Below are 13,315 nucleotides of genomic sequence, written 5' to 3' on the forward strand. Positions count from 1 at the left end.
ATCTCCTGTTTTAGCTTATAAAATTCCTGGCGCGGCATAGCCGCAACCAAACGAAAAGTTAGATTATATCTTATTTAAGAGATCCGGTCTTCTTTCCATGGTTCTTTTCATAGCATGGTCTCTTTGCCATTCTTTTATCTTCTGATGATTCCCGGACATCAACACATCAGGTACCTTCATACCCCTGTATTCCGCCGGCCGGGTATATTGCGGATACTCCAAAGAAATCTCAGTAAAAGATTCTTTGGTTGTGGAATCCAGATCACCTAATACCCCCGGAATCAGGCGAACCACGGCATCTATAACCGCCATCGCCGGTATCTCGCCCCCAGAAAGTACATAATCGCCAATAGAAAGCTCCATCACATCCAATCCTATCCGTACCCTCTCATCAAACCCTTCATAATGACCGCATATCAGCATTAAATAAGGTTCTTTTGCCAGTTCTCTGGCAATGGGTTGTGAAAACCGGTACCCCTGAGGTGTTAACAATATCTTTTTAGGACAAACATCTGTTTGTTGTTCGATAGCCTCTATCGTATTGAAAATAGGTTCGGGCTTCATTACCATGCCAGGCCCTCCGCCATAAGGTCGATCATCCACACATCGTCTGTTTTCTGCATATTCACGGATATTGAAGAGGTTATATTGCACAAGCCCTTTCTCTTTGGCAATCTTCAAAATGCTATGCCCAAGCACATTTTCAAACATCTCCGGGAATAATGTTAAAATATCGATACGCATGTCTTATTTTTTGAATGGAATACCAAACTTTTTCAGTACGGCAGCAACTGACTCCGTCGGCTTTGCACCCACACTCAACCAATACTCCACCCGGTCTTTTTTCAAAGTAACCTGCTTTTCATTATTTGATTCCAGAGGGTCATACGTTCCCAGATTTTCAATCACCTTTCCGTCTCGTTCTTCATGGGCATCAAATGCCCCAATCCTATAATACGGCCTATTCTTACGGCCCATCCTCTTCATTCTAATCCTTACAGCCATTTTTTTCTCCTAACAAAATATACATTATCGCATCATCCCCTTACCAAAGGGCAAACTATTGGATAACTGTTTCATTTTCTTCAGACTTTTTTCATTTCCTTTAAAATGTTTCATCAATTTCTTCATTGACTTAAACTGTTTTAGCAATTGATTTACATCCTGAATGGTTGTTCCGCTTCCATTGGCTATTCGCTGTCTCCTGCTCCCGTTAATAATGTCCGGTACCGCCCTTTCCTGAATTGTCATGGATCTGATTATCGCTTCAACCCTCTGTAGCTGCTTTTCATCCACATTCAGGCCATCCATCTTATTTCCCATACCCGGAATCATCCCCAGAATTTCCTTTATCGGCCCCATCTTTTTAATCTGTTGAAGTTGCATAAGAAAATCGTCCAGGCTAAGCGTGTCGTCTTGTATTTTCCTGCTCAGCTTCTGGGCCTCTTCCAGATCAATCGCTTGCTGGGCCCGTTCTACAAGAGATACAACGTCTCCCATCCCAAGTATCCTTGAGGCCATGCGATCCGGATGAAACTCTTCCAGGCGATCTAACTTCTCTCCGATACCTACAAATTTAATCGGCTTCCCGGTAACCGCCCGTATCGAGAGGGCAGCCCCACCCCTCGTATCACCATCGAGCTTGGTTAAAATCGCACCATCAAACCCTAACTGGGTGTTGAATTCCTTTGCGCTGTTAACGGCATCCTGACCCGTCATCGAATCACAAACAAAATAGATCTGATCCGGCTTGAGTTTTTCTTTGATCTCCTTTAATTCCAACATCAGTTCATCGTCGATATGTAACCTTCCTGCAGTATCAAGGATAACAACATCATTTGTATTCTCTCTGGCATGCCTGACGGCATTCTTGCATATCTTGACAGGCTGAGAATTCGCTTCAAAGTACACCGGGACATTGAGTTGTTGACCCAACACCTTCAACTGCTCGATCGCAGCGGGTCGCTGCACATCCGCGGCCACGAGTAGGGGCTTTCTCCCTTTCGAAAGTATCGTTTTGGCAAGTTTTCCCGCCGTGGTCGTTTTTCCGCTACCCTGCAACCCCACCAGCATGATCAACATCGGCTCACCATCCTTAAAAGGAATCGATGTATCAGACTCCCCCATCAGTTTAATCAACTCATCGTGAACAATCTTGATAACTTGCTGGCCTGGGGCAATACTCTTAATCACTTCTTCACCAACGGCACGCTCCGTAGCATGTTGGATAAAATCCTTAACGACTTTATAATTTACATCTGCCTCAAGGAGCGCCAAACGTACCTCATGCAACCCATCCTTGATGTTGGCCTCCGTGAGACGTCCCTTCCCGCGAAGTTTGCTAAAAACACCTTCCAAACTATTTGCAATTGCTTCAAACATAAACCCTTAAATCCTATATCTCAACAATGAAACAGGTAAATATAAACCTAAAATTTCTATTATATGTAATTACTATAAATATTCAAATGAATTTTTAACACTATTATAAAATTCTATTGCAGAATGTTAACTGGTCTGTTAAAATTTTTAACGTGTTCAGGATAATTTGGTTGTCTCATTTTATTATGCGTTCTATGAACGCATTGTTTATTTCAGGAGAAAGCAATGAAGGAAGGAATTCATCCGGAATATAGAGAAACTATTGTAACATGTGGATGTGGTGAGACTTTCAAGACACGGTCAACAAAACAGAAAATTGCTGTAGAAGTCTGCTCGAAGTGCCACCCATTTTATACAGGCAGACAGAAGTTTGTTGATAGTGCAGGCCAAATAGAAAAGTTTCACAAGAGGTTTCAAAAGAGTCAAAAGACTGAAGAAGTTGTAAAACAAAAATGAATGATAAGTTGTTAAAAAAATTAGAAAAAATATACGAAAGATACACTGAACTGGAGAAGCTGTTGTCTGACCCTGAGGTGATTGCAGATTCGGGTCGTTATACCGCATGTATAAAGGAACACGGCAGCCTTTCGAAAATGGCAAACAAATATATGCAACTGACGGAAACCCTTGCCAGGAAGAAGGAAACTGAGGGTCTTTTATCCCAGGAGGGCGAAGATAAGGAATTAGCCAGGATGGCTCAGGATGAGTTAGGGTTCCTGGAAAAACAGGAAGAAGCATTATTTGATGAAATTAAGGGGTTGTTTGTCACGGAGGATAAAATTTCTGGCAAAAATGTAATTGCCGAAATACGTGCCGGCACAGGTGGCGAGGAGGCTGCTATCTTTGCGGCCGACCTGTTCCGCATGTACACTAAATATGCAGAAAATCAGGGGTGGAAGGTAGAGCTTTTTGACTGCAGCGAAACAGACCTGGGGGGATTCAGAGAAGTCACCTTTTCCATCGAAGGAAACAACGTGTACCAAAAGTTGCGCTTCGAAAGTGGAACCCATCGTGTTCAAAGGGTGCCGCGGACAGAAGCCAGCGGCAGGGTTCACACATCAACGGCAACGGTAGCTATTCTCCCGGAAATTGAAGAGGTAGAAATTGATATCAACCCAAACGATATTTTAGTGGACACATTCCGCGCCTCTGGCCCTGGCGGGCAAAAGGTCAATAAAACCAGTTCTGCTGTCAGGATTACGCACGTTCCTACGGGGTTAGTTGTAAAATGCCTTGATGAAAAATCCCAGCACAAAAACCGGGCAAAGGCCATGCGTATCTTAAGAAGTCGCTTGTACGAATTAATCGAGGGACAAAAGCGGAATGAACGTGACCAAATACGCCGGGATCAGATTGGAACCGGGGACCGCAGTGAGAAAATACGCACCTATAACTATCCGCAAAATCGAGTTACTGATCATCGGATAAACTTCTCCGTGCACAATCTGGAACAAGTCATGCTGGGACATCTTGACGAAATCATTGACGCTTTAATGGGCTATTATAAAGAAGAGCAATTAAAGCAACTTGCAGCAAGCATCTAAAAGAACCGTTAATAAACCAGACAAAGATGCCGCCCGAGACTCATGAAACAAACACGCCCCATAAAGATTCAAAACAAAATGCAAATTACCACCCATTAATTCCGGATTCCCAGGATAAAGACGTTACCGGAGGAATTAAAAATGCATTTCCAGACAAATATACCGTATCCAGTCTCGTTCAGTGGGCAAGTAAGATGTTACAAATGCATGGCGTCGATTCCCCACGTCTGGATGCGGAGGTTATTTTATCATATCTCCTGGGTTGTAAACGCATCGACCTCTATGTAAATCCTGAAAAGCCCGTAGAAAATACTATTGTAATAAGTTACCAAAAAGCCGTCCGGAGGCGCGCACAGCGGGTTCCGCTACAATATATCACAAATCATGCAGAATTTATGTCCCTGGATTTTTACGTAGATGAACGGGTGTTAATCCCACGCCCTGAAACGGAATTACTCGTAGAGGCCGTTTTAAAAAGATCGCAAATTCTGTCTCAAGAAAATAAAATCATTGTTGTAGATATTGGGGTAGGAAGTGGTAACATTGCAATAACTTTGGCAAAAAAGCTAGAGAAAGCCAGGATATTTGCCATAGACATATCACCTAATGCCTTAGCGGTAGCCAGGATCAATGCCCAAAGACACGAAGTACTCGATAAGATCACATTTTTATGTGGCGATATCTTCAAACCGCTCGAAGGATACGGAATCGAATCAAAGGTAAATTTCATAGTATCCAACCCCCCTTACATATCAAGTGACGAATTCAATACCTTACAAAAGGAGGTAAGGGATTATGAACCGTATGCAGCACTTGTCAGTAGCCAGGATGGTTTGCACATGTTCAAACGTATTATCTCACAGGCAAATACATGGCTCAAGCCAGGAAGTTTTATCATTTTTGAGGTCGGTGAAAAGCAGGCACAACAGGTAGCGTGGTTGTTCGAGAAGACAGGGTGTTTTAAAAAGCCGGAATGTATGAAGGACTATCAGCACATATACCGCATCGTCATTGCACAAAGGGAGGGAGATTGTGGATAAAATCGTCATCGAGGGAGGAAATTGTTTGGAGGGAAGTGCAAGAATCAATGGAGCAAAAAACGCTGCCTTACCCATCATGGCAGCCTGTTTACTATTAAATGGCCGGTCTCGAATAAAAGGAATACCAAACATTGTCGATATCCAGACACAATCGGAAATACTGAGGAATCTTGGAGGAGAAGTAAAAAAGCTTGAGGATGGAACCCTTGAAATAATGTTCAGGGACGGGGAAAATATCGATAAATTCACGGCACCCTACGAACTTGTCAGAAAAATGAGGGCATCCATATGCGTTTTAGGCCCGTTATTAAGCAAGAGACGCAGGGCAAAAGTCTCCTATCCCGGGGGGTGTGTTATTGGTCAACGTCCCATCGATTTGCATATAAAAGGGCTTAGCGCATTGGGCGCCCAGATAGAAACGACGGAAGGTTATGTAAACGCCTCAGTGGATAGATTAATAGGGACAAATATTTCCTTCACGGGAAAAACCGTGCTTGGAACCTGTAATGTCATGACAGCAGCCGTATTGGCAGAAGGTACAACCACAATTGAGTATGCGGCATGTGAACCGGAAGTGCAGGATCTTGCAAATTTCTTAAACAAGGCAGGCGCAAAAATTACGGGAATTGGAGAGAACAAACTGACGATTGAAGGCGTTCAGGAATTACGTGGTGTTGACTATGAAATTATTCCTGATCGGATAGAGGCAGGGACCTTTATGATTGCCGGCGCTATTACCAGGGGTGACATAACACTGGAAAATGTGAAGGCAGAACATATGGGTGCGGTAATCGATAATTTAAGAGAAATCGGTGTAGAAATAACCACTATCGGTAATACCGTCAGAGTCAAAGGGAATAATGTATATCATGCCGTTGACCTGACAACGTTACCTTACCCAGGTATGCCTACCGACATGCAGGCCCAGTTTATGGCCTTGTTGTGCATTGCAGAAGGAAAAAGTATTATCACCGAAAAGATATTCCCCGATAGATTTATCCATGCTGCGGAATTACGGCGGATGGGTGCCGATATCCGGATAGATGGGCCCAGTGCGATCATAAGAGGGACGCCCTTTCTCTCCGGTACCGAAGTAATGGTCTCCGATCTGCGCGCCGGTGCAGGTCTTGTACTTGCTGGTTTGGTGGCAAAAGGGACTACGCATGTCCATCGCGTTTATCATTTAGACCGGGGATACGAGCGGCTCGAAGATCGGCTATCAAAACTAGGGGCGGCCATAAAACGCATTGGAGATTAGACCGCTCTATAGCATTCCTCTGAAAAACTTCTTTTTTTGTGGTTAAATTTTCTTGGTTGCTGCTACGCCGCGATGGGGTATTACCTTGTAAAAATTTTATACATTAAGGATACAAAAGAGGTAAACGGGATTTGGGAAAGATGTCATCTATTTCAGATGAAAAGAAGCTATACCACCGCATAAAGGTCCTCTCGGACGCTTTTTTGCTATCATCCAGAGCTTTAGAGTACAAATCATTTTTACGGACGATAACAAGACACTTTAAGGTATTTACCGAAGCAGATGCATCAGTACTTCTGTTAAATAATGAAGAAAACCTCACACCGGTTTGTTCTGTAGGAATTCCTTTCTCCAAGATTAAGGATGCGTGCCTGCCATGTTCTACACGGTTGAAAGACATTATTACCCGTCCCGTCATAGATGTACGATATACGTCCTTTATGAATACCCCCATTATTCACAACCGGAAACTGATCGGGCTATCGGCTGTATTTAGTATTATACCCGAGAAATTTCATACTTTTGAACATGATAAATACGAAAGCCTTCTCCTGACTATGCTGGCCGGTTATATCGCCGTGAGTATTGAAAATGCAACTTTGATTAATACACTCAAGTCAATAGAACGTTCTAAATCGGAGTGGGAATGCGCCTTCGATACCATTGATGATTTAATCAGCATACACGATGCAGACTTTACTATTATCAGGGCGAACAAGGCGGTAGCCAAAAAATTCAATATGGATATTAAGTCGATTATTGGAAAAAAGTGTTATAAGATTTTTCACGGCACGGAAGCACCATGGAAGAAATGTCCACACCGTAAATCTATGGAGACGATGACTCCATGTACAGAAGAGATCGAAGACCCCCATATGTGCGGCATCTTTCATATCTCTGCATTTCCCTATTTTGATGATGCGGGGAAGTTCATAGGTTCAATACACGTAACGAAGGATATAACCATACAAAAGAAGCTGCTGGATCAAGTGACTCAGTAAACAGGCCTATGGCTTTCGATCTGTAACCAGGATTATTCCTGGTGCGGCATCAAATATGATACCAATTCAAAGAGTTATCATTATTGTACTGGATAGTGTAGGTATTGGCGCTATGCCCGATGCGCATTTATACGGAGACGAATACAGCAATACCCTGGGGAATATTGCGGATGCTTTGGGAGGATTGCAATTACCCCATCTGGAAAGTTTAGGACTGGGAAAGATTGCGCCTATCAAGGGTATTTCCTCTTCAATTATTCCTTCAGGATTCTATGGCAAGATGTCAGAAGTTTCCAAGGGAAAGGACACAACTTGTGGTCATTGGGAGATGATGGGGATTATCACCCCAAAACCATTCCCAACCTATCCGAATGGTTTTCCAAAAGAAGTTATCGACATCTTTGTGGGAAAAATTGGCAGGCCCATTTTAGGGAATAAATCTGCATCAGGCACTGAGATTATTCGGGAGCTGGGAAAAGAGCACATCAGGACTGGTTTCCCAATAGTATACACCTCCGCCGACAGTGTCTTTCAGATTGCTGCAAGCGAGGATGTCATCCCCGTTCCCGACTTATACCAGATGTGTGAAATAGCACGGGGAATATTGACAGGGAAACATGCCGTAGGGAGGGTTATTGCACGCCCTTTTATTGTAAAAAACGGTCAATTCATCAGAACGGACAGGCGTAAGGATTTTTCTCTGGCACCGCCATCACCTACCGTTTTGGATCACGCACTCCAGGATGGATTCGAGGTAATCGGAGTCGGCAAGATCGGGGATATATTCGCGCACAGAGGGTTGTCAGAAGAGATCCATACTCAGGACAATCAGGATGGCATTATCCAGACGACAAAATGGATAAAAAGAGATTTTAAAGGAATACTTTTTACCAACCTCGTTGATTTCGATATGAAATATGGTCACAGAAACGACGTAAAAGGTTATGCTGATGCGTTAAAAACCTTTGACACGAGTATTCCCGAAATCATGGAAGCACTTACCGAAAGTGACATTTTGTTTATTACGGCAGATCATGGTTGTGACCCCACCACCCCCAGCACAGACCACTCCAGGGAGTATGTACCTCTGCTGGCTTATGGAAAGGGGTTACATCATCCCAAATCATTGGGCATTCGCCAATCCTTTGCGGACGTGGGAGCCACTATCACCGAAATATTAAGTCTTAAACCCCTCCGGTGTGGCGGGAGTTTTTACAAGGACATGGCATAAAAAGCCTTCGCGTTGGCCAAAGACTCAGGAAAGGTGAAATAATTTAAATACATTGATTTTTATTAACCATAAATTAGAATATACGAAAATATAGTCCGCTATCTAAAGAAACGATTATTTTCGTGGTTTCAGGATACCGCTTATGCAACATGATGACCGTGATTAAGTTTGTCATACCTGGGTGAGAAAAGGAATTATGTGGTGAAAGGGGGGAGTGTGAAACTCTCAGATGTTCTGACCAAAGAACGCATAATCATCAACTTGAACGGAAGGGATAAATATGATGTGCTGGAAAAAATGGTACAAGTGACCAGGACATCGGAAAGGGTGACAAACGAAATAGACCTCCTGAAAAAGGTAATCGAACGAGAGAAAATTAAAAGTACTGGCATCGGCGGAGGAATTGGGATTCCCCATGCCCAAACCTCCGGGGTAAGTGATATTATTGCATGTCTTGGGATTTCGGAGCAAGGAATCGAATTCAATGCAGTAGACGGGAAACCCGTTCATTTAGTCTTTTTGATTGCCACCAAAGAGCGAACGGATAGCAGGTATCTCGGCCTTTTAAGTCGAATAGCCCGTTTATTTATCGATGAGCCCTTCAAGCAACGAATTATAAAATCTAACTCGTCTGAAGAGATCATGCGCCTTATCATTGAAAAAGAAAAGGAATAATATTTACTTATGCCGAAAGAAGCAAGAAGGAGTTGCCTTTATGGATCACATGCATTTTTCCACCCCAACAATCATTTTTATGTTGATACTCTTTCTTATCCTCCTGATTGTCTCAGCCTTTTTTTCGCTAACCGAAACGTCCCTTTTTTCCATTAACAAGATACGCTTGGATTACCTGATCAAGCAGCGGAACAAAAGGGCCATCTCCATTTATAATAGTATCAATGAGCCAGACAAGCTTCTCAGTACCATCCTCACGGGAAATAACATTGTCAATACTATAGTATCAACGATAGGAACGACGATCGCAATATATTATTTGCATGAGTGGGGCGTAATTCTGGCACCTGTAATCGTCGCCTTTATTTTACTTTTGTTTGCAGAAACGTTTCCGAAAGTGTTAGCAACCCAGTTTCCTGAACAACTTTCCCTGCTGATCATCAAACCATATGAGTGGATACGATGGGTCTTATCACCCAGCGTTACATTAATTACCTATATTACCTACCTGTTTTTTAAACTATTTGGTGTGAAAATTGAGTATAAAAAAACAATTTTCAGCCGTGAAGAAGTAAAACATATTATCAGGGAAAGTGGAGAGACAGGTGTATTGGCTGATGGTGAGCACAAGTTATTGCACAAAATATTTGAATTTAGTGATAAGCTCGCTAAAGAGGTTATGGTACCCAGACAACAGATTGTTGCCATAAATGCAGATATGGGACGTGAGGACATAGTAAGAGTCGTTACTGAAGAAGGCTACACCCGGTATCCGGTATACCGGCAGTGCATCGATAAGATAATTGGGATCGTCCATGCAAAAGGAATCATTAACATGGTAGCGAATAATTCACTTTTTGTCCTTGAAGACCTTATGATGGAACCCTATTTTGTCTCTGAAAACAACAAGATTAGTAAGATATTCACAGAATTTCAGCAAAAGGGATTGCACATCGCCATTGTCAAGGATGCCAGAGGCACTGTCTCAGGTTTAATTGAGATAAAAGATATCTTAAAGGTCATTTTCGGGGAATTAAGGGAAAAGACCAGTCCGGAAGAATAAATATTATGCAACCATGGATCAGCATCGACAGATAGCTGGTAACCAAAAGCGGTTTAAACTGTTACTATAAAATAATGGTCTGGAATTAAGATACCTCAGGGTGTGGTAAAGGATTTAGTATGCCTATCTTTGTTACCGGCGGAACGGGATTCCTGGGAAAACAGCTCATAAAGGAGCTAAGTTATTTAAGTGAAGATATACATCTCTTGGTGAGAGAAACCAGCAATTTAAGGGATCTTGATAATAAGCGATTTAAAATATTTCCCGGAGATATAACGGATGCCAAAACAATCAGAAATGCAATCAAAGGATGCAAAACAGTATTTCATGTGGCGTCTCTGGTAAAGGAGAGGGTGAGTAATTCCTCAGAATATTATCAGGTCAATGTAAAAGGCATTAAAAATGTTATGGAATGTGCCATGGATGAAGACATCGTCAAGCTTGTGTACACCTCTTCCTTTATGGCGCTGGGCCCGTCTCGTGGAAAAAACAACACTGAGGAGACTATTCATGACCCGAACCATTTCCATAACCATTACGAACGGACAAAGTATATTGCCGATCAATTAATCCCTGAATACCTAGATAAGGGATTGCCTGTAATAACGGTATATCCCTGCGTCATTTATGGGCCGGGTGAAATTACCGAAGGGAATCTGGTTGTCCGTATTATCCTGGACTATCTGGAAGGAAGGATATCTGATATCCTGGGCGATGGAAGCAGGTTGTGGAATTATGCATTTATTACCGACGTGGTAAAAGGCCATTTACTGGCATGGGAGAGGGGCAAGGTTGGGCAAAAGTACCTTCTTGGGGGAGAAAATGCTTCGATGGGGAACTTTTTTAAACTCCTGGAAGAATTGACCGGACTCAAGGGTCCCAAACGTCATATACCATTTTGGGTTGCAAAAATGTCTGCATGGTGGGAGGAATCCCTTGGCTCCTTATTGGGGAAAAGACCAAAATATATACCTTCCACCATTGAAATTTATAAACACGATTGGGCATACAGTTCTGAAAAAGCAGAACGAGAATTGGAATATACACACATTCCTTTAAAAGAAGGTCTGAAGCGTACACTCGATTGGATATTGAAAAACCGTAAGCATTCAGCGATCAGTTATCAGTAATCAGGGATCGCAGTAACAGGCTGAATACGGACGGCTGATGGCTGAACGTTTATTTAATTAGGTTGGGTTTTAAAAGACAAAATTTGCTGGTTCAATCGTCCTCGATTGAACCGAAACATTCGGTATAATTCCGTCTCACAGCACGAGCTTTAGAGTACCGTTCAAATATATGGTTCAATCTGCAAGATTGAACCAGCCTTGAGACAGCTTGTGTAGGGTGCGTCCTACGCACCAAAACAATCCAACGTATGGATGGTGCGTAGGACGCACCCTACAGGATTGAAACTCCTGAACAACAAGTTAAGATGAGCACGGACAAAGTTTGTCCATGCCACCCTGTAACCCGCATGAATAAAATGAAAATTCCTATATTATCAAGCTATGACAAGTGAAACGAAACGCAAGATTGAACACATCGTACCAGTCATATTCGCTTTTTTATTGAGGTATTTCAATACCTGGCAAGCACTCCTTTTTGCATTTGTAGGAATTATGTATGGACTTTTTTTATCAAAGATATTCGTAAAGGGCGCTTTCCGGGAACATGAACAGGAAAGGGGCTTTTCCTTCGGTAAACTGATCTACGGGATAATGGTCTTTGTCCTTATCCTCCTTTTTAACAAAAAAATGTATATTGTAGCAGGCGCCTGGGCCATCATGTCCCTGGGTGACGGCTGCTCTAATATCTTTGGAAAGGCTTATGGGAAAAAGAAACTTCCCTGGAATCCTGAAAAGTCATGGATCGGTTCTCTGTCCTTCGTCTTCTTTGGCGGACTGGGCGCCACCCTCCTCATGTGGTGGGTAAATCTGAATCCGCTACAGATACCGTTACCGTGGTATCATCTGCTGATCACGGCGTTTTTGGCCTCTTTCGTAACGGCAGGAGTAGAATCATTGCCGCTGAAAATCGATGACAATATTACGGTACCGCTGGCTGCGGGGCTATTTCTTTATGCTACTACTCTTGTGATTTGGGAACATCTCAGTCATGCCTATAGCATCTTCGCCGCCTTAAGTATCAACGTTTCATTCGGCCTGCTTGCCTATTCTTTAAAAACCGTAAGCAAGTCGGGATTAATCGGCGGTGTTGTTCTTGGTACTGTAATCTATCTTTGCCTGGGGCCGGGGGGATTTTTAATCCTCTTTACATTTTTTTTACTCGGCAGCTGGTCATCCAGGTATAAGTATGCGTGGAAGGCTTCGCATGGAGTTGCTCAGGAAAACAAGGGCAGGCGCGGTTCAAAGCACGCAATCGCAAAGGGTGGAGTTGGGCTTGTGATGGCCGTTATGGCCTTATTGACCAATACCCCGGAAATTTTCAAGATTGCCTTTGTTGCAGCCTTCGCTACGGCCACGTTCGATACAATCTCCAGCGAATTAGGCCAACTTTATGGTAAGAGACCGATCTTAATAACCACACTGAGGTCTGTACCGGTAGGGACGGATGGGGCAATATCTGTCGAAGGAACCATCTTGGGGATCTTGTCTGCTGCCTTTATTGGCGCTGAAGCATATTTGCTGCAATTAATCAATCTTCAGTCAATAGCCATTGTAATACTTGCATCATTTGTTGGTACAACGGTTGAAAGTATTTTAGGTGCAACCATTGAACGAAGAAACTGGATAAGTAACGAAGTTGTCAATTTCATTAATATCTCTACAGGTGCCGGGATATCCTTATTCCTTGCAAAAGTATGTTTATCGTAAAGAACCAAATTAGATTTACCTGGAATTGTTCAGCAGCAAAGAGACCAGTAAGCAGGAGACAATAACGGTAGGCAAAAGTGATAAATTTCATTGCCTATTGCTTATCGCCTACTACCCGCAGTGTTTTGAACAATGTACCAGATAATATAGTATCTTCAAAATTTTTTAATTTTTTAGCAAAAATTGAGTGGAAAAATTCGAATATCGAATTCCGAAATTCGAAACAAATCCTAAATTCGAATGTTCGAATATCCAGACATTTTGTATTTTGTTCATTTGAATTT

At 42.6% G+C, this 13,315-nt stretch carries 13 protein-coding genes; 10 read left to right on the top strand and 3 right to left on the bottom strand.

Annotation, left to right across the window (positions count from 1 at the left end; all coding sequences use genetic code 11):
* Positions 1-63: 63 nt before the first annotated feature.
* Genes trmD through E3K36_06145 form a run of 3 tightly spaced genes read right to left on the bottom strand, consistent with a single transcriptional unit; the run spans position 64 to position 2,382 of the window.
* A complete protein-coding gene (gene trmD / locus E3K36_06135) occupies positions 64-744 on the bottom strand; it encodes a tRNA (guanosine(37)-N1)-methyltransferase TrmD (GenBank protein MCF6154825.1) in 681 nt (226 codons plus the stop codon).
* Positions 745-747: 3 nt separating this feature from the next.
* Positions 748-1,005, bottom strand: coding sequence for a 30S ribosomal protein S16 (gene rpsP / locus E3K36_06140; GenBank protein ID MCF6154826.1), 258 nt, complete (start codon positions 1,003-1,005; stop codon positions 748-750).
* A gap of 24 nt (positions 1,006-1,029) precedes the next feature.
* Positions 1,030-2,382, bottom strand: a complete 1,353-nt coding sequence (locus tag E3K36_06145; protein ID MCF6154827.1) for a signal recognition particle protein — start codon at positions 2,380-2,382, stop codon at positions 1,030-1,032.
* A gap of 225 nt (positions 2,383-2,607) precedes the next feature.
* Here E3K36_06145 and rpmE point away from each other — a divergent pair, with 225 nt between their 5' ends.
* From rpmE to E3K36_06195, 10 genes are all read left to right on the top strand, one after another.
* A complete protein-coding gene (gene rpmE, locus E3K36_06150) occupies positions 2,608-2,838 on the top strand; it encodes a 50S ribosomal protein L31 (protein MCF6154828.1) in 231 nt (76 codons plus the stop codon).
* Positions 2,835-3,926: a peptide chain release factor 1 gene (gene prfA / locus E3K36_06155; GenBank protein ID MCF6154829.1), complete on the top strand. Its 1,092-nt coding sequence runs from the start codon at positions 2,835-2,837 to the stop codon at positions 3,924-3,926. Before rpmE ends, prfA begins: the two co-directional genes overlap by 4 nt.
* A gap of 26 nt (positions 3,927-3,952) precedes the next feature.
* Complete coding sequence (gene prmC, locus E3K36_06160; GenBank protein ID MCF6154830.1) at positions 3,953-4,966, top strand: peptide chain release factor N(5)-glutamine methyltransferase; 1,014 nt, start codon at positions 3,953-3,955, stop codon at positions 4,964-4,966.
* On the top strand, positions 4,959-6,224 hold the full coding sequence (gene murA / locus E3K36_06165) for a UDP-N-acetylglucosamine 1-carboxyvinyltransferase (protein ID MCF6154831.1): 1,266 nt from the start codon (positions 4,959-4,961) through the stop codon (positions 6,222-6,224). Before prmC ends, murA begins: the two co-directional genes overlap by 8 nt.
* A gap of 140 nt (positions 6,225-6,364) precedes the next feature.
* A complete protein-coding gene (locus tag E3K36_06170) occupies positions 6,365-7,225 on the top strand; it encodes a PAS domain-containing protein (protein ID MCF6154832.1) in 861 nt (286 codons plus the stop codon).
* Between the two features lie 55 nt (positions 7,226-7,280).
* Complete coding sequence (locus E3K36_06175) at positions 7,281-8,456, top strand: phosphopentomutase (protein MCF6154833.1); 1,176 nt, start codon at positions 7,281-7,283, stop codon at positions 8,454-8,456.
* 168 nt (positions 8,457-8,624) lie between these two features.
* Entirely contained in the window at positions 8,625-9,131 is a 507-nt protein-coding gene (locus E3K36_06180) for a PTS sugar transporter subunit IIA (GenBank protein MCF6154834.1), read from the top strand.
* 40 nt (positions 9,132-9,171) lie between these two features.
* Positions 9,172-10,194, top strand: coding sequence for an HlyC/CorC family transporter (locus E3K36_06185; GenBank protein ID MCF6154835.1), 1,023 nt, complete (start codon positions 9,172-9,174; stop codon positions 10,192-10,194).
* Between the two features lie 119 nt (positions 10,195-10,313).
* Entirely contained in the window at positions 10,314-11,324 is a 1,011-nt protein-coding gene (locus tag E3K36_06190) for an NAD-dependent epimerase/dehydratase family protein (GenBank protein MCF6154836.1), read from the top strand.
* Between the two features lie 381 nt (positions 11,325-11,705).
* Positions 11,706-13,031, top strand: a complete 1,326-nt coding sequence (locus tag E3K36_06195; GenBank protein ID MCF6154837.1) for a DUF92 domain-containing protein — start codon at positions 11,706-11,708, stop codon at positions 13,029-13,031.
* Positions 13,032-13,315: the final 284 nt, after the last annotated feature.

This window comes from Candidatus Brocadia sp. (assembly GCA_021646415.1).
Classification (GTDB): domain Bacteria; phylum Planctomycetota; class Brocadiia; order Brocadiales; family Brocadiaceae; genus Brocadia.